We start from the raw sequence: 17,955 nt of genomic DNA on the forward strand, positions 1-17,955 counted from the left end.
GCCCACCTGCAAGAGCCGACGCGCCTGGCCCAGGCGATCACCGCTGCGCATGGCGACGAGCCGCGCGACGGTCACGGCGAACGCTACGTGTTCATCGACGCCGCGCAGACCCGCCGTCTGGGCGAGTTCGCCCGGCAGCAGAAGGTCACCCTCAACACCCTGATCCAGGCGGCGTGGCTGTTGCTGCTGCAACGCCTGACCGGGCAGGAGAGCGTGGCGTTCGGCGCCACCGTGGCCGGCCGTCCGACCGAGCTCAAGGGCGTCGAGCAGCAGATCGGCCTGTTCATCAACACCTTGCCGGTGATCGCCAGCCCGCGTTCCGAGCACAGCGTCGGCCAGTGGCTGCAGAGCGTGCAGGCGCAGAACATCGCCCTGCGCGAGCACGAGCACACGCCGCTGTTCGACATCCAGCGTTGGGCCGGACAGAGCGGCGAGGCGCTGTTCGACAACATTCTGGTGTTCGAGAACTACCCGGTGTCCCAGGCGCTGGAGGAGGGCGCACCGCAGGAGCTGCGCTTCGGCGGCGTCGACAACCACGAACAGACCAACTACCCGCTGACCCTGGCGGTGAACGTCAGCGATGAGCTGTCGCTGCACTACAGCTACCGGCGCGGCTCGTTCACCGATTCGGTGATCGAACGCCTGAGCGCGCAACTGAACAACCTGCTGTCGCAGATGGTGCAGTCGGGGGACGCCCGCCTGGGCGCCCTGGACCTGCTGGACGCCGCCGACCGCCGCTTGATGGTCGAGCAGTGGAACGCCACCGGCATCGACTATCCGCTGGAGCAGGGCGTGCACAGCCTGATCGAGGCCCAGGCCCTGCGCACCCCGGACGCCCCGGCGCTGGTGTTCGCCGGCCGGACCCTGAGCTACGCCCAGCTCAACGCCCGGGCCAACCAGTTGGCCCACGGGCTGATCGCCCGCGGCGTCGGCCCGGACGGGCTGGTGGGCATCGCGGTCGAGCGCAGCCTGGAAATGGTCGTCGGCCTGCTGGCGATCCTCAAGGCCGGCGGCGCCTACGTGCCGCTGGATCCGGAATACCCGCGCGACCGCCTCAGCCACATGATCGGCGACAGCGGCATCGGCCTGTTGCTGACCCAGCCGCACCTGCTGGCCAGCCTGCCGATCCCCGAGGGCGTGCAGACCGTATGCCTGGAGCCGACGGGCGCGGACTTCGCCGGCCTGTCGGCCCAAGACCCGCAGGTGCCGTACGACGCCGCCAACCTGGCCTATGTGATCTACACCTCCGGTTCCACCGGGTTGCCGAAAGGCGCCGGCAACTCGCACCGGGCCCTGACCAACCGCCTGATGTGGATGCAGCAGGCCTATGGCCTGGACGCCGCCGACACCGTGCTGCAAAAGACCCCGTTCAGCTTCGACGTGTCGGTGTGGGAGTTCTTCTGGCCGCTGATGACCGGTGCGCGGCTGGTCGTCGCCGCGCCGGGCGACCACCGCGATCCGGCGAAGCTGATCGCGCTGATCAACGCCGAGCGCGTCACCACGCTGCACTTCGTGCCGTCGATGCTCCAGGCCTTCCTGCAGGACGCCGGGGTGTCGAGCTGCACCGGCCTGACCCGCATCGTGTGCAGCGGTGAAGCGCTGCCGGTGGATGCGCAGGTGCAGGTGTTCGCCAAGCTGCCGCAGGCTGGCCTGTACAATCTGTACGGCCCGACCGAGGCGGCCATCGACGTGACCCACTGGACGTGCCGCGACGAGGGCCGCGACGGTGTGCCGATCGGTCAGCCGATCGCCAACCTGTCGACCTTCATCCTCGACAGCGGGCTCAATCCGCTGCCGGCGGGCGTGGCCGGCGAGCTGTACCTGGGCGGCGTCGGCCTGGCCCGCGGCTACCACCGCCGGCCGGGGCTGAGCGCCGAGCGTTTCGTCGCCAGCCCGTTCGGCGCCGGCGAGCGCCTGTACCGCACCGGCGACCTGGCGCGCTACCGCGCCGACGGCGTGATCGAGTACGTCGGCCGGATCGACCATCAGGTCAAGCTGCGCGGCCTGCGCATCGAGCTGGGCGAAATCGAGGCGCGGCTGGTGGAACACGCCGCCGTGCGCGAAGCCGTTGTGGTCGCCCGTGACGTGCTGGGCAGCCAGCAACTGGTGGCTTACCTGGTGCCGAGCGATCCGGCGACCGTGGACGCCGCCGAGGCCGAGCGCAACGCGCTGCACGACAGCCTGTCGGCCTGGCTGGGCGCAAGCCTGCCGGACTACATGGTGCCGGCGCACCGGGTCTGGCTGGCGCAGATGCCGCTGAGCCCCAACGGCAAGCTGGACCGCAAGCGCCTGCCGGCCCTGGAGTTCTCGGCGGCGCAGCACCATGTCGAGCCGTCCGGTGCGGTGGAGCAGGCGCTGGTGGACATCTGGAAAGAGGTGCTGGGCCTTGAGCGGGTCAGCACCACCGACAGTTTCTTCGCCCTGGGCGGCGATTCGATCGTCTCGATCCAGGTGGTCAGCCGCGCCCGTCAGCAGGGCATCGAACTGAGCCCGAAAGACCTGTTCCAGCAGCCGACCATCCAGCAACTGGCCCTGCGTGCCCAGGCCGCCGAAGGCGCACCTGCGCCGCAGACCGCGCTGGTGGACATGCCGCTGCATGGCCTGAGCGAGGCTCAGGTTGCCGCGCTGCCGTTGCCGCCAGGCCGGCTCGACGGCCTGTACCGGTTGTCGCCGATGCAGCAGGGCATGCTGTTCCTGGGCCTGAACTCGCCGGAAGCCGACCTGTACATCAACCAGGTGAGCATTCCGGTGCAGGGGCTTGAGCCTGCGCGGTTCAAGGCCGCGTGGGAGGCGGTGAGCCGCCGCCACGACATCCTGCGCACCGGTTTCCTCTGGCAGGACATGGCCGAGCCGCTGCAGTTCGTGCTGGCCGATCCGCAGTTGCCGGTCAGCCTGCTCGACTGGCGCGACCAGGACCATTCGCAAGCGGCCCTGCAGGCGCTGGCCGCCGACGAACGGGCCAAGGGCTTCGACCTCGACCGTCCGCCGCTGCAACGCCTGACGCTGGTGCAGGTGGGCGAGGACAGCCATCAGTTGATCTGGACCTATCACCACATCCTGATCGACGGCTGGAGCAGTTCGCAGCTGATCGGCGAGGTGCTGAGCCAGTACTCCGGCCAGCCGCTGGCCGAGGCGGTGCCTTACCGTCGCTACATCAACTGGCTGCAACAGCAGGACGCCAACGCCAGCGAAGGCTTCTGGCGCGGGCACCTGAGCCTGCTCGACGAGCCGACGTACCTGGCCGACACCGTGGCGCGCACCGGCGAGGGACGCGGTCACGAGGCGCTGTACAGCCGTCTGGGCGAAGCCCGCACCGACCGGCTCAAGGCGTTCGCCCAGGCCCAGCAGGTCACCCTCAACACCCTGGTGCAGGGCGCGTGGCTGATGCTGCTCAGCCGCTACAGCGGCCAGCGCACCGTGACGTTCGGCGCCACCGTGGCCGGACGGCCGGCGAGCCTGCCGGCGTCGGAGTCGATCCTGGGCCTGTTCATCAACACCTTGCCGGTGATCAAGGACGTGCCGGCCGAACAGGCGGTGGGCCCGTGGCTGCGCGACCTGCAGGACTTCAACCTGGAGATGCGCGAACGCGAGTACACGCCGCTGTCCGACGTCCAGCGTTGGGCCGGGCGCACCGGGCAGTCGCTGTTCGACAGCATCATCGTGTTCGAGAACCATCCGATCGACCAGGCGCTGCGCGAATGGCGCGACGATTCGCTGAAGTTCGGCGAGAGCGACAGCGCCGGCCTGACCAACTTCCCGATGGACCTGATGGTCACGCTCGAAGACGGTCTGGTGATCGAGTACATGTTCCTGCGCGAGCACTTCGACCGGGCGACCGTGGAAGGCATCCGCAGCGACATGGAAGGGCTGCTGGAAGCGCTGGCGCAAGACGCCGCGCAACCGCTGGGCCGCATCGGCCTGCCGACCGCCCAGGCTGTGGCGCCGGCCGAGGCCGCGCCGCAGCCGCCGGCGCCGGCGGTGCACGAGCGCATCGCGCAGTGGGCGCTCCAGCGCAGCGAACAGACCGCCGTGGTGTTCAATGACCAGGCCTTCAGCTACGGCCAGATCGAGGCCCGGGCCAACCGCCTGGCCCATGCGCTGATCGCCGAAGGCGTCGGACCGGAAGTGAGGGTCGGCGTGGCGCTGCCGCGCAGCGAAAACATGATCGTCGCCCTGCTGGCGGTGCTCAAGGCCGGCGGCGCCTATGTGCCGCTGGACGCGACGTACCCTCGTGAGCGCCTGAGCTACCTGATGCGCGATTCGGGCATCGCGTTGCTGCTCAGCGATTCGGGCCTGCGTCAGGTGATGCCGGTGCAGGACGGCCTGCGGGTGCTGGAGCTGGACCGCCTGGCGCTGGGCGACCGACCGGACCGCGCGCCGGAGGTCGCGGTGCAGCCGGGCAACCTGGCCTACGTGATCTACACCTCCGGCTCCACCGGCCTGCCCAAGGGCGTCGGTGTCGCCCACGGGCCGCTGGCGATGCATTGCCGGGCCATCGGCGAGCGCTACGAAATGAGCGAAGCCGACTGCGAGCTGCACTTCATGTCGTTCGCCTTCGACGGCGCCCATGAGCGCTGGCTGACCACGCTGACCCACGGTGCGCGCCTGCTGATCCGCGACGACAGCCTGTGGACCGCCGAGCAGACCTACAACGCGATGCACCGGCACGGCGTGACCGTGGCGGCGTTCCCGCCGGTCTACCTGCAGCAATTGGCCGAACACGCCGAGCAGGACGGCAACCCGCCGCCGGTGCGCATCTACTGCTTCGGCGGCGACGCGGTGCCGGTGGCGAGTTTCGAACTGGCCAAGCGTGCGCTCAAGCCGCAGTACATCATCAACGGCTACGGCCCGACCGAAACCGTGGTCACGCCGCTGATCTGGAAGGCCGGCGCGCAGGATGCGTGCGGGGCGGCGTACGCGCCGATCGGCAGTGTGGTCGGTGAGCGCAGCGGGTATGTGCTCGACAGCGACCTCAACCGCTTGCCGGTCGGGGTGGCGGGCGAACTGTACCTGGGCGGCGCGTTGGCCCGGGGTTACCTGGGGCGCGCCGGCGGCACCGCCGAGCGCTTCGTGGCCAACCCGTTCAGCGCCGACGGCAGCCGCCTGTACCGCACCGGCGACCTGGTGCGCCAGCGTGCGGACGGCACCGTCGACTACCTGGGCCGGATCGACCATCAGGTGAAGATCCGCGGATTCCGCATCGAGCTGGGTGAAGTCGAGGCGCGGCTCAAGCAACTGCCGGGCGTGCGCGACGCCGCCGTGGTGGCCCGCGAGGGCGCCGGCGGCAAGCAATTGCTCGGCTATGTGCTGGCCGCCGCCGATGCACCGGCGCAAGGCTTGTGCGAACGCCTGCGCGAACAGCTCAAGGCCAGCCTGCCGGACTACATGGTGCCTGCGCACCTGATGCTGCTCGAACGCATGCCGCTCACCCCGAACGGCAAGCTCGACCGCAAGGCGTTGCCGGATCCTGGCGCCGAACAGCGTCAGGACTACGTGGCGCCGCGCACCGAGCTGGAGAAGGCCTTGGCGGGCATCTGGCAGGACGTGCTGAGGATCGAACGCGTCGGCCTGACCGACAACTTCTTCGAACTGGGCGGCGATTCGATCCTGAGCCTGCAAGTGGTGGCGCGCAGCCGCGTGCTGAAGGCCCAGGGCCTGAGCCTGAAGCTGCGCGACCTGATGCAGAAGCCGAGCATCGCGGAACTGGTGGCCAGCGTTCAGGGCAGCGCCGAAAAGGCCTCCGGGCTGCTGGCGATGAACGCCGAGGTCAAGGGCCGGGCGCCGCTGTTCTGCATTCACGCAGGCTTCGGCACGGTGTTCGACTACGAGCCGTTGGCCCGTCGTCTGGGCGGCCGGCGCCAGGTACTGGCGATCCAGTCGCGGATGCTGCTGGATCCGGCCTTCAGCGATGTGTCGCTGGAGCGCATGGCCAGCGACTACGTGGCGCAGATCCGCGCGAAGCAGCCGCAGGGGCCGTACCACCTGTTGGGCTGGTCGTTGGGCGGGACGCTGGCGATGCTGATGGCCGCGCAGTTGGAGCAGGCCGGCCAGCAGGTCGAGTTCGTCGGCCTGGTGGACAGCTTCGTGCCGTCGGCGGCGGTGAACGCCGGGGCGGTGGACGACTGGCAGGCCGACTTGCGCGACTTCCTGCGGGTGACCCTGCCGCAGGCGGCCGAGGGCGCGGCCATCGACGGCGAGGAGTCGGCGCAGGCCGTGCGGGCCGTGTTCGAGGCCGCCCTGGGGGCCGAGCGTGGGGCGTCGACCTACGTGGCCCTGGGCGCCGATGAACTGGCCCATGTGTTCAGCGTCGCGCGCCGGCTCAAGCGCTTGTCGCTGGAGCTGGAGCGCTGCCCGCCGCTGGCCGTCTCGCCGGCGTGCTGGTGGACGCTGGGCCGGGAAGAGGAGGCCATGGAACTGGCGGCTCAACTGGAGCAGCCGGGCATGGGCGGGGAATGGCTCGATTGCGGGCACTTCGAGATCCCGCGCCATGAAACTTTCCTGTCGGAGGCTGAAGAAATGCTCGGCGAGATCGTTGAACCTGTAGTCATGTCCTGAAACCTGTCCTGAAACCGGAAACACCGAACGGGCGCCCATGGCGCCCGTTCGGTTTGGAGAATTGAATGTCGTTGAATCCTGATATCGCCGCGTTCCTGCAACTGGTCGGCAACGGCCGGGCCAGCGGCAAGCGCGTGGGCATGCATGAGCTGACCCCGGAGCAGGCCCGTGAGCAGTTCGATCAATCGTCGCTGCTGATGGACGCTGGAGGCGAAGACCTCGCGGTCGTCGACGAGCTGCGCTTGCCGGTGCGTGACGGCACGCTGCTGGACGCGCGGATCTACAGCGATAAACCGCTGCAGCCTGGGGCGAAGCGCCCGGCGTTGCTGTACTTCCATGGCGGCGGCTACGTGGTCGGCAGTCTCGATTCCCATGATTCGCTGTGCCGGGCGTTGGCGTCGATGGCCGACTGCGTGGTGCTGTCGGTGGCTTACCGGTTGGCGCCGGCGTTCCGTTTCCCGACCGCCGCCGACGATGCCCGGGACGCCTGGGACTGGCTGGTGGGCAGCGCCCAGGACCTGGGCATCGACACCGCCCGCCTGGCGATCGCCGGCGACAGCGTCGGCGGCAGCCTGGCGACGGTGCTGGCCGCGCAACTGACCCAGGCGCCGGTGCGGCCCCTGTTGCAGGTGCTGATCTATCCGGTCACCGACGCCAGCCGCAGCACGCCGACCATCGAGCGTTACGCTGAAGGCTATCTGCTGGAGAAGGCGTCCCTGGAGTGGTTCTACAGCCATTACCAGCGCAGCGCCGAGGACCGCCTCGACCCGCGCTTCTCGCCGCTTTTGGGCGAGCCGTCGGCGCAAGTGGCGCCGGTGCTGCTGGTGTTGGCCGAATGCGATCCGCTGCACGACGAGGGCGTGGCGTATGCCCGTCATCTGCAGGCGGCGGGGGTGGCGGTGGAGCTGAAGGTCTACGAGGGCATGACCCACGACTTCATGCGCATGGGCGCGATCGTCGATGAGGCCGAAGAGGCGCAGCAGCACATCGCCGAGCGGTTGAGGGCGGTGTTCGGCCTGTAGGCTGCACGTCGAGGGAAGGAGAAGGCCGCTGACAGCGGCCTTTTTTGTGGGCGGGGCTGTTGTGGCCAGCGGACATGCCTGTGGGCTGGGCTTTTGTGGTCAGTGGGCATCTCTGTGGGCTGGGCTTTTGTGGTCAGTGGGCATGTCTGTGGCGAGGGAGCTTGCTCCCGCTGGGTTGCGCAGCGACCCCCATGGCCGGCGATTGCTGCGCAATCGAGCGGGAGCAAGCTCCCTCGCCACAGGGGCGCATTGGACATGGCGGCGCATTGGTCATAGCGGCTGGCCGATGGAATCGCAGACAGCAAAACGCCGGCAGTTGCCGGCGTTTTGCGTGACGCGGGGCGTGTTACCAGTTGTAGGTCACGTCGGCGGTCATGGTGCGGCCTTCGCCGTAGTAGCAGTCCAGGGTGCTGTTGCAGCTGGCGACGTATTTCTCGTCGGTGAGGTTTTCCAGGTTCATCTTCACTTTCACGCCTTTGATGTGCAGCGGCGATTTTTCCAGGTCGTAGGAGACCATGGCGTCATACACGGTGTACGACGGGATCTGGAAGGAATCCTCTTCGTAGTCCGAGCCGTAGCTGCTGCGCACGTAGCGGGTGCCCAGGCCCATGCCCAGGCCGGCCAGCGAGGTGGAGAGGTCGAAGTCGTAGTTGATCCAGGCCGACGCGGTCAGCGGCGGGCTCATGGCCAGGGTGCGGCCTTCGCGGCCGTCGTTCACGCTGCGCCACTTGATCTGGTTGCGCGACACGGACGCCAGCACGCGCACGTTCTGGGTCACGTTGACCTTGCCTTCCAGCTCAACGCCGCGCGAACGCACCGAACCGCTCTGGATGCTGAAGCCAGGGTTGAGCAGGTCGTTGGTGAGCATGTTGTTCTGGTCGATCTGGTACGCCGACAGTTGGATGAAGCCGTCGATGGACTTCGGCTCGTACTTGATGCCGACTTCGTACTGCTTGCCCTCGGTCGGTTCGAACCCGCGGCCGTTGAGGTCGGCGCCGGTCTGCGGCAGGAACGATTCGGCGTAGCTCACGTACGGCGTCATGCCGTTCTCGAACTCGTAGCCGAAGCCGGCGCGGCCGGTGAACTTCTCGTCCTTGATGTTGGAACGGTTGCCGCCCAGCGGTTCCTTGTTGATGGTCTCGGCCCAGTCGTAGCGGCCGCCCAGGGTCAGGAACCACTGGTTCCAGCGCATCTGATCCTGGGTGTACAGGCCGGTCTGCTTGACGGTGTTGTCCCACTTGTACGGCTGGCGGAAGTTGAACTGGCTGCCGTAGACCGGGTTGTACAGGTCGATGGCGGGGCCGGTGCGGTCGTAGCGGCCAAGGAACTTGGAGTTGAAGTGGTAGTAGTCCACGCCCAGCAGCAGGGTGTGGTCCACGTCGCCGGTCTTGAACTTGGCCTGGGCGATGTTATCGATGCCGTAGACCGTGTTGTGCTGGGCCCAGTCCACGCCGAAGCGGGTCTGGTAGCTGCCGTCGTCGATGCCGGTGTTGGGGTTGGGTTGGAACGAGTAGCCGTGCAGCGGCGCGACGTAGCGGTCGTTGAGGTCGGCGTAGCGGGCGTTCTGCTTGAGGGTCCAGACGTCGTTGAGTTCGTGGGCCAGCTCGTAGCCGACCACGAACTGCTCGCGGTCGTACTTGTTCACGCCCGGCTCGCCGAGGAACAGGCTGCGGCTGATGCGGCCGTTCGCGCTGCGGTGCACGGTGCCGTCGGCCGGCAGGCCTTGCGCCTCGGGGGTGTCGCGGTCTTTCTGGTACTGGCCGTAGACGGTGAGGCTGGTGCTGTCGTTCGGCAGCCAGGTCAGGCTCGGCGCGAGCAGCATGCGGTTCTGGTCGGCGTAGTCGATCTGCGAGTTGCTGTCGTTGATCACGCCGGTGAGGCGGTAGAGGAACTCGCCCTGGTCGTCGATCGGGCCGCCGAGGTCGAAGGCACCGTATTTGCGGTCGTAGCTGCCGCCGCCGATGATCACTTCGTGCAGCGGCGTGGCGGTCGGGCGCTTGCCGACCATGTTGACGATGCCGCCTGGCTGGTTCTGGCCGTACAGCACCGACGCCGGGCCCTTGAGCACTTCGATGCGCTCCAGGGTGTACGGGTCGATCTGCAGCGAGCCGCCGGTGCTGCCGCCGCCGTAGGGCAGGTGCAGGCCGTCGAGGTACAGCGGGGTCGGCGAGAAGCCGCGGGAGGTCGGTTCGTCGAAGATCTTCACCCGGTCGGAGAAGCCGCCGCCGGTCATGCCGGCGGTGTAGCGCAGGGCCTCGGTGACCGACTGCGAGCCGCGCATCTTGATTTCGTCCTGGGTGACGACGTTGATGGTCTGCGGGATCTCGTTGAGCGGAGTGTCGGTCTTGGTGCCGGTGGCGCTGCGCTTGGCCACGATCCCGTCGACCGGGCCCCAGGCCGATTCCTGTGCGGCGGTGATGCTGGTCGGCGCCAGGTCCAGGCTGGCGCCGCTGCTGCGCACGCGCAACGCGACGCTATTGTCCTGGACGCTGTAGGCGATGTCCGTGCCTTGCAGCAGTTGCGCCATGGCGGCGGTCGGTTCCAGGTTGCCGCTGACGGCGGTGCTGCGCAGGCCGCTGACTTCGTCCGGGCTGTAGAGCACTTGCAGGTTGGTCTGGCGGCCGAATTCCTGCAAGGCGCTCCCCAGCGACTGGGCAGGAATGTCGATCGCCACGGCGGCGGCCTGGGCCATGCCGGCCATCGGCAGGGTCATGGCCAGCGCGCAAAGGGCCGGAAGCGTTGGGCGGAAGGAGCGGCGGATCAGCAGAGCCTTGGCGAGCGGGTGGAGTCCGTGCGGTGCGGGCATTGTTCTTCTACTCTTCAAAGTGTTGACTGAGAACTATTTCTATTAACTGTAAGTAAGACGTTGAGCCTCCGGAAAACCGGAAAGGCCCAACGCACTTTTTTTACGAATTTTTCACAGTCAGGCGGGTTGCGGCTCGGTGACCACTTTGCCGGCGTTCATGCGCACCAGTTGGTCGGCGATGTCGAAGTAACGGTCGTCGTGGGAGATGACGATGATGGTCTTGCCCAGGCGCTTCAGGTCCGGCAGCAGTTCCGTGTAGAAGATCCGGCGGAAGGTCGGGTCCTGGTCGGCGGCCCACTCGTCGAACACCAGCACCGGACGCTCTTCGAGCCAGGCGTTGATCAGCGCCAGGCGCTTGCGCTGGCCGGTGGACAGGTCGGTGGTGGTGAAGGAGCCGTCGCGCACGCTGACCTTGTGGGCGATCTCCAGGCGCTGCAGGTATTTGTTGGCGTCGTCGGGAATGTGCGTGTCGCCCTGCACCACATCGTCGAACAGGTAGTAGTCGGCGAAGATGGTGGTGAACAGCTGGCGGTAGTCGTCGCGGGTGAGGGCGGTGACCGGCTGGCCGTTGAGGCGGATCTCGCCTTGCTGCGGCGCGTACAGGCCCAGCAGCAGCTTGATCAGCGTGGTCTTGCCGCAGCCGTTCTCGCCGACGATGAAGATGATGTCGCCCTGTTCGATCTTCAGGTTCACGGGGCCCAGGCGGAACGGCGCGGCGCCCTCGACGGTGGGGAAGCTGTACGACACGTCGGACAGTTCCAGGCTGTGCACCGGCGTCTTGCGGTTGCCTTGGTCGCTGAGCAGCAGGTGCGGCTCGGGCGAGGAGAACTGCTCGGACAGTTCGGCGATGCGGCGGAACGCGATCTGCGCGCGGCTGACGATCGGCAAGGTGCCGATGATGTGCTCCAGCGGGCCTTTCATGTACAGCAGCACCAGCACGAAGCCGCTCATCACCGCCTTGTCGGCGCTCGGCCACAGCGATTGCAGGGCCAGCGCCAGGCCGATCACCACGAAGAACAGCATCGAGCCCAGGGTCTTGGCGACCACGAAGATGTTCACCGAGCGCACCTGGGTGTCGCAGATGCGGTCGGCGGTGGCCTCGATGCCGGAAACGAACATGCGGTGCCGGCGCGGGCGGTGGATGCGCAGTTCCTTGGCGCCTTCGGCGACGGCGTTGTAGTGCTTCTGCAGTTCGTCCTCGTGGTCGCGGGCCTTCATGAAGCCCTGCATGCCGCGCCCGCGGGCGATGTACTGGATGACGGTGCCGATCAGGATCGCCGCCGCCATCAACAGGAACATCGGCCACGACAGCATCGCCAGGTAGCCCATGCAGCCGAGGGTGACGGTCAGGGAGATGGCCAGCGGCGCGAAGGCGAAGGCGAAGTCGCTGATGGTGTCGACGTCGTGGGTCAGCACCGGGATCAGGCGGTGGCTGCGGTAGCGTTCGATCTGTTCGATGGGCGCCGACAGCACCTTTTCGCCCAGCTCTTTGCGCAGCTTGGCGATGATGTGCTGGCCGACGAAGTTGGTGCCGATGTCGGAGAAGATCGAACTGGCCAGCGCCAGCAGGCACAGGCCGGCGAAGGCGGCGACCACGGTGCTGGTCAGGCCGCCTTCGTCGTGCAGGGCGCCGTTGATCGTCGCCAGCAGGGCGGTGACGCTCAGGCCGCCGACCATGCCGAGCAGGATCGAGCCGGCGACGATCAGCCGAAAGGGTTTGAGCAGGGCGAACAATTCATTGATCACCCCGCGTGTTGGTTTGCTCATGGAGGTTCCCTGCTTGAAAAAGCGGCGAAGGCCGACAGCGGTGGCGGCTTAGCCTGGGTGACGTAGAAGAGGGCGGGGGCGCGTCGCAACGGATCGCGCCCACCTGTAGAACGACTGGAGGGAGGGTTAATTTAGCGGTGCGGCAGGCTCACAGGTCCCGGGCCACGCGGAAGCCGATCCAGTCGCCGCGCTCGGTCGGCACCAGCGCGTTGCGGTTGCCGGAGCGGGAGAACACCGGCGCTTCGCCCCAGTCGTTGCCGCGGATGCGCTTGAATTCGCACTTGCCGGTCTGCCAGGCGCTGCCGTCGTTCGGCGCGCCGACGTAGTTCTCGTTGTAGCAGTCGGCGGTCCACTCGTAGACGTTGCCGTGCATGTCGTACACGCCGAAGGCGTTGGCCGGGAAGCTGCCGGCCGGGGCGGTGAAGTTGTAGCCGTCCGCCGCGCCGTAGGTGTTGGCGTGCTTGGCGATGCTGTATTCCTTGCCTTCATCGAACGGGAACGGGAACGGCCCTGCGGTGCCGCCGCGGGCGGCGTATTCGCGCAGGGACTCGCTGACCAGGCGGTACTGTTTGCCGGTCTTCTTCGACAGCCACGCCACGTAGGCGTTGGCCTCGGCGAAGTCCATGCACACCGCCGGGTGGCGGTCGGTGTACTGCTTGCGCGGGTCGCTGCCGGCGTAGTCCGGGATCCCGGCCTTGCACGCGCGGCCCGGGCGGTCGTCGCCGTCGGGCATGCGGTAGCCGGTCTCTTGGAGGTAGGCGAACCATTCGCCCTTGAGCACCTGGAAGCGGCTGATGGCCAGCGGCTTGGCGAACGTCACCTCGTGCATCGGGCCTTCGTCGGGCTCGCGGCCGACTTCATCTTCCGGCGTGCCCATGGTGAAGGTGCCGGTGGGCAGCACGACCATCTCCGGGCAGTCCTTGCAGTCCTTGAACACCTTGCCCGGCGCCGGCGGGGTGGCGGCCTGGGCAGCGCCCGGCAACAGGGCGGCGGCCAGGGCGGTCAGCGCCAGGGCCGGCAGGGCCTTCAGGGAAAAACGTCGCGGTTCTCGGTTCATTTCATGCCTCTCAAAAAAGGAAATCGCCAAAAGGAAGCGGGAAGGGCGGGGTCACAGGGCCCGGTCGAGCACGGCCAGCAGACGGTCGATCTGCGCCTCGTCGTTGAGCAGCCCCGGGGCGGTGCGGATCACCGGGCCCACGTCACGGTGCACGGCGTCGGCCACCACCCGGTTGGCCATCAGGTGCGCGGCGACCTTGTCGCTGTCCTTGCCCTTGACCCGGAAGAAGGTGAAGCCGGCGGAGAACGCCGGGCTCAGCGGCGTGACCAGTTCGATCTGCGGCCGTTGCAGCAGGCGTTGCTTGAGGTAGCTGTTGAGGGCGTGGATGCGCGCCTGCACGTCGGCCTTGCCCAGCTGCAGGTGCAGCTTGAACGCCTCGCTCAAGGCCCAGCGGTGCTCGAAGGCGTGGAAGCCGCCGGGGGTCATGGTGGTGGAGAAGTGCTCGGCTTCGGAAAAGGTCGGAATGATCGGGGTGACGTACTTCACCTCCGGCGTGCGGCTGACCACGATCCCGGTGCCGCGCGGGCCGAACATCCACTTGTGGGTGCCGGCGATGAAGAAGTCGCAGTTCATCGCCGGGAAGCTTAGGTCTTCCACGCCGAAGCCGTGCACGCCGTCCACCACATAGATGATCCGGTCGGCCTCGCTGCGGCCCTGGTTGTGCTTGTCGACGAGGGCGCCGATGTCGGCGAGCGGCAGCTTCACGCCGCTGCCCGAGTGCACCCAGCACATGCCCAGCACGCGGGTTTCGGGGCGGATGCTGCGGTCGATGGTGGCCAGCAGTTCTGCCTTGTCGATCTGCTGCGGATCCTTGAACAAACGGATCTTGCGCACCCGGGTGCCTTCGCGCTCGGTGCGCAGCTCAAGGATGGTGTGGGTGGCGTAGTGCTCGTGTTCGGTGGTGAGGATCTCCTGGTCGGCGCGCACCCGCACGCCGCCGTAGATCATCGCCAACCCCTGGGTGGTGCTGCCGGTCAGGGCGATCTGCCGGGCGTCGGCCTGCACGTACTTGCCGGCCCAGGCACGGACCTCTTCCTCGCGCTGCTCGGTGACGCCCAGGTCCCAGTCCATCGACAGGCCGGGGTTCTTGTCGATCGCCGCCCGGTGCAGGGCGATGGCATCGCGCACCGGGCGCGGGTGGGTGGTCACCAGAAAGTTGGAGAAGTGCAGGTAATCCGGATCCTGGTCGAACAGCTGCCGCAACTGCGTCCACTTGTCGCCCGGTGTCGATGCCGATGCCGGCGACTGGGCGGCGGCGAGTTCCGGCAGGCCGGCGCCCAGCGGCAGTGCGGCGGCCAGAAGTCCAGCCTGTTTCAGGAATTCGCGACGGTTGCTCATGGCTTGGCGGCTTCCCGGTTCTGGGCCAGCGCAGGCTTGGCGGATTTCTCGACCTGGTCCCAGACCCGCAGGAAGTTGCCGCCCCACAGTTTGGCGATGTCGGCCTCGGAGTAGCCGCGCGACAGCAGTTCGGCGGTCACGTTGCGGATTTCGCCGACGTTCTCCCAACCTTTGACGCCGCCGCCTTCGTTGAAGTCGGAACTGATGCCGACGTGGTCGATGCCGATCTTGCGCACGGTGTAGTCGATGGCGTCGCCCAGGTCCTTGAGGCTGGCCTTGGGCTCCTCTTCGAGGATCGCGTAGAGCTGGCCGGCGTACTCGCCGAAGCGTTGCTCGGGCCACGCGGCGATGATCGGGTCGCCCGGCATCAGGGCCACGGCCAGGTTCGGCAGCGGCGGCAGGTCGAAGCGCTTGCGCAGCTCGTTGAGCTTGTCCTGGGTCTGCTGGGTCAGCGGGCGCAGGTACTGCGAGAAGCCGACGATCTGCACCACGCCGCCGCTGTTCTTGATCAGTTGCAGTTCCTTGTCGCTGAGGTTGCGCGGAATGTCGACCATGGCCCGCGGCGCCGAGTGCGACGCCACCAGCGGGGTGCGGCTCAGTTGGGCGACCTGCTCCAGGGCCTTGGTGGACATCTGCGAGACGTCGATGATCACGCCCAGGTCGTTGAGGCGCTTGACCGCCTGCTTGCCCAGGTCCGAGAGGCCGTCGAGGGCGTCGGGCGAGTCGTTGAAGAACGGCAGCGGCCGCGAGGAGTCGGCCCAGTCGTTGTTGCCGATGTAGCTGAAGCCGAACATGCGCATGCCGCGGGCGGTCCACAGGTCCAGCTGGTTCAGGTCGTGGCCCAGCGGGTAGGCGTTGAGCATGCTGATGAAGATCGCGAACTTGCCTTCGCCGTGCAGGCGGCGGAAATCGTTGGCGGTGTAGGCGATGCCGACCTGGTTGGGGAAGTCGCGCACCATGCCGGAAATGATCTTGTAGCGGATTTCCTGCTGGTTGCGCGCCTCGTCGACGAAACCGGCGGTGGGGCGGTGCGGGGCGTTGGCGCCGTTCCAGATCTCCGGCCAGCCGAAGATGGTCAGCGCCGCGCCCGACAGTCGCCCGCGGTTGGCCTTGACCAGGTCGAACTGCTCGCTGCCGTCCTTGTCGATCTCGTTGCCGGTGGTGCCGAAGCCCTGGGTGATGGTGATGTGGCTGTCGAACGACAGCATGTGCTCGTGCAGCGCCTCGGCCTGTTGCATCACTTTGTGCGGGTAGCCGGGATTGTCCTTGAAGAAAGTGTCCCAGACCGCGAAGCCGGCGCCGGCGGCAACCGCCAGGGCCAGCGGCAGGCCGATGAAAAGAGCCTTTTTCGAACGTGGTTTTGTCATTGCCGTCTCAGTCAGGTTCGCTGTCGGGATGCAGGCGCAGAGGCCTTCGCTATCTGGGAAGAACGAGCGGTCGGCGACGGAATTTAGGCCGGCCGGCGAAGTGTCCGGCGTGGTGGCCTTTGTGGGCGCGAGCTTGCTCGCGATGAGGGTGTGTCAGGCGACATCGAGGTGGCTGATGCATCGCCATCGCGAGCAGGCTCGCTCCCACAGGGGTGCAAGGGCGGCAGCCCATTCGCGCGCGCACCGTAAATTTGTCCGCGCAGCAAACGTTCTTGCTGGGATAAGGCCTGCTTCAAGGCTGACACAGGTAGGGCAATGAGAATTTCTCGACGATGGTTCATGGCAGGCCTGGCGCTGACCGGCGCTGCCGTACCGGCGGCCTATTTCGGGCATCGCGAATGGACGAAGCCGGATCCGACGGTCACCCCCGGCGAGGCGTCGTTCGACGTGGCCGACGTGGCCGGGCAGCGTCTGGCCAACGCGCTGCGCGGGGTCTGGAAGATCCGTTTCACGGGGGCTGACGCCGGCCTCGAAGGGCTGCCACCCAAGGGGCTCGAAGTGTTTTTGGACATCGGCCAGAAAGGCCGGGGCGTGTGCGGCTTTCTCGATACGCCGGAGCGCCTGCGCTCGGACGAAACACCCCGTTACCGAATTCTCGGCGACCTGGCCGGGGCCGACGCCTCGACGCTCAGCTGGCGCCTGATCGGCGCCGGCGGGCGGGTCGACTATGAACTGAACATGGTGCTCGATGAGGTCTGGGCCGATTTCGGCAACGCCGGCAGCGGCAGCCTCAGCGGCAAGGTGCAGCGCCTGGACCGTTCGCTGGCGCTGCCGGCCCAGGACCACCGCTTCATCGCGGTCAAATGCCTGTTCCCGGAGGCGCGCCAACGCACGCCGCTGAACCCGACACTGCTGGCCTGGTTGGTGTCGCCCGAGCATCGCCTGTTCCATCAGGTCTGGCATGCGACCCGGGACAAGTGGCACACCTTGTCCGAGGACAAGCGCAACGCCCTGCGCGGCCTCGGCTGGCAGCCCGGCCCGCGCGACCGCGAGCGTGACGCCCGCGGAACCCGCAAGGACCGCAACGGCTCGGGGATCGACTTCTTTTTCATGCACCGGCACATGCTCGGCACGGCCCGCTCCATGCAGGACCTGCCGTCATGGGAATTCTTCCCGTTGCCGCAGCCGGAGCTGGTGCGTGACCGCCAGGGCTTCGCCCGCTACTTCGACAACCACGACGGCACCGCGCTGCCGCCGACCTGGCTGGCCGAAGGCGACGACGAATACAGCCAGTGGGTCAGCGACATCAAGACGGCCGAGACGTACCAGAGCAATTTCGAGGTCTGGGAATCGCAGTACCGCGATCCGCAGTACCTGTCGAAGCTGACCCTGGGCCAGTTGGGCTCGGAGATGGAACTGGGCCTGCACGACTGGCTGCACATGCGCTGGGCGTCGGTGCCGCGGGATCCGTCCAACGGTCAGCCGGTGCCGCTGGCCCGGGATCTGGACGACTTCGCCGCCCGCTGGTTCGCGCCGGAGAACGACTTCCTCGGCGATCCGTTTTCCTCCCATGTGAACCCGGTGTTCTGGCATTTCCACGGCTGGATCGACGACCGCGTCGAGGACTGGTTCCGCGCCCACGAGCGCTTCCATCCGGGCCAGGTCGAGCGGCTTGAGGTCAACGGTGTGCAGTGGTTTGCGCAAGGGCGTTGGGTCGAGGTGGCCGATCCGTGGCTGGGGCCGACCACCCATGGCTGCAGCACCACGCCGGGGCTGCAGGTGGGCAAGTCGGTGGAGATGGATCCGGAGACCATGAAACTGGCGCTGCGCATCACCTTCGGCGAAGACGAAAAGAAACTCGCCGAACTGTTCCGGCGCGTGCCGCAGCGGCCGTGGTATGCGCGCAACCTGAAGGCCAAGCAGAGCCAGGCCTGACCTGCGCGTCACCGTTCATTCGCGCACTGCCGGCATCACAGATGTCGGCAGTGCCGGCCTCATCGCCAGCAGGCTGGCTCCCACAGGGTTTTGTGGTGTGCAGGGCAT

At 67.4% G+C, this 17,955-nt stretch carries 8 protein-coding genes (1 of these 8 only partly in view); 3 read left to right on the forward strand and 5 right to left on the reverse strand.

Translation table 11 applies throughout. The features are described from left to right. Window positions 1-6,555: the final stretch of a non-ribosomal peptide synthase/polyketide synthase gene (locus tag ACIP0B_RS14035; RefSeq protein WP_400832754.1), read on the forward strand. Its footprint begins 8,517 nt before the window's first position; 6,555 of the gene's 15,072 nt are visible here — the last part of the coding sequence; the start codon falls outside the window, past its left edge; its stop codon occupies window positions 6,553-6,555. Between the two features lie 65 nt (window positions 6,556-6,620). Further along, the gene (locus tag ACIP0B_RS14040; protein WP_400832756.1) at window positions 6,621-7,577 is read left to right on the forward strand and encodes an alpha/beta hydrolase; all 957 of its coding nucleotides are present in this window, start codon (window positions 6,621-6,623) and stop codon (window positions 7,575-7,577) included. A 346-nt stretch (window positions 7,578-7,923) separates the two neighbouring features. Here ACIP0B_RS14040 and ACIP0B_RS14045 read toward each other — a convergent pair whose 3' ends face one another. From ACIP0B_RS14045 to pvdM, 5 genes are all read right to left on the reverse strand, one after another. Beyond that, window positions 7,924-10,383: a TonB-dependent siderophore receptor gene (locus tag ACIP0B_RS14045; protein WP_400832759.1), complete on the reverse strand. Its 2,460-nt coding sequence runs from the start codon at window positions 10,381-10,383 to the stop codon at window positions 7,924-7,926. A 117-nt stretch (window positions 10,384-10,500) separates the two neighbouring features. Then, window positions 10,501-12,150, reverse strand: a complete 1,650-nt coding sequence (locus ACIP0B_RS14050) for a cyclic peptide export ABC transporter (RefSeq protein ID WP_400832761.1) — start codon at window positions 12,148-12,150, stop codon at window positions 10,501-10,503. 148 nt (window positions 12,151-12,298) lie between these two features. Next, on the reverse strand, window positions 12,299-13,207 hold the full coding sequence (locus ACIP0B_RS14055) for a formylglycine-generating enzyme family protein (RefSeq protein ID WP_400832763.1): 909 nt from the start codon (window positions 13,205-13,207) through the stop codon (window positions 12,299-12,301). Window positions 13,208-13,258: 51 nt separating this feature from the next. Beyond that, window positions 13,259-14,545, reverse strand: a complete 1,287-nt coding sequence (locus ACIP0B_RS14060) for an aminotransferase class V-fold PLP-dependent enzyme (RefSeq protein WP_400832765.1) — start codon at window positions 14,543-14,545, stop codon at window positions 13,259-13,261. After that, window positions 14,542-15,912, reverse strand: a complete 1,371-nt coding sequence (gene pvdM / locus ACIP0B_RS14065; protein WP_400832768.1) for a pyoverdine-tailoring dipeptidase-like protein PvdM — start codon at window positions 15,910-15,912, stop codon at window positions 14,542-14,544. The genes ACIP0B_RS14060 and pvdM overlap by 4 nt, the downstream gene beginning before the upstream one ends. Before the next feature lie 315 nt (window positions 15,913-16,227). Between pvdM and ACIP0B_RS14070 the strand changes: the two genes are divergently transcribed. Then, entirely contained in the window at window positions 16,228-17,847 is a 1,620-nt protein-coding gene (locus ACIP0B_RS14070) for a PvdJ/PvdD/PvdP-like protein (protein ID WP_400832770.1), read from the forward strand. Window positions 17,848-17,955: the final 108 nt, after the last annotated feature.

This window comes from Pseudomonas sp. NPDC089534 (assembly GCF_044749305.1).
Lineage (GTDB): Bacteria > Pseudomonadota > Gammaproteobacteria > Pseudomonadales > Pseudomonadaceae > Aquipseudomonas > Aquipseudomonas ekonensis.

Bases quoted from the DNA above. Each gene is read 5' to 3' on its own strand.
- ACIP0B_RS14040 (WP_400832756.1), top strand. From the start codon at position 6,621: ATGTCGTTGAATCCTGATATCGCCGCGTTCCTGCAACTGGTCGGCAAC.
- ACIP0B_RS14045 (WP_400832759.1), bottom strand. From the start codon at position 10,383: ATGCCCGCACCGCACGGACTCCACCCGCTCGCCAAGGCTCTGCTGATC.
- ACIP0B_RS14050 (WP_400832761.1), bottom strand. From the start codon at position 12,150: ATGAGCAAACCAACACGCGGGGTGATCAATGAATTGTTCGCCCTGCTC.
- ACIP0B_RS14055 (WP_400832763.1), bottom strand. From the start codon at position 13,207: ATGAACCGAGAACCGCGACGTTTTTCCCTGAAGGCCCTGCCGGCCCTG.
- ACIP0B_RS14060 (WP_400832765.1), bottom strand. From the start codon at position 14,545: ATGAGCAACCGTCGCGAATTCCTGAAACAGGCTGGACTTCTGGCCGCC.
- pvdM (WP_400832768.1), bottom strand. From the start codon at position 15,912: ATGACAAAACCACGTTCGAAAAAGGCTCTTTTCATCGGCCTGCCGCTG.
- ACIP0B_RS14070 (WP_400832770.1), top strand. From the start codon at position 16,228: ATGAGAATTTCTCGACGATGGTTCATGGCAGGCCTGGCGCTGACCGGC.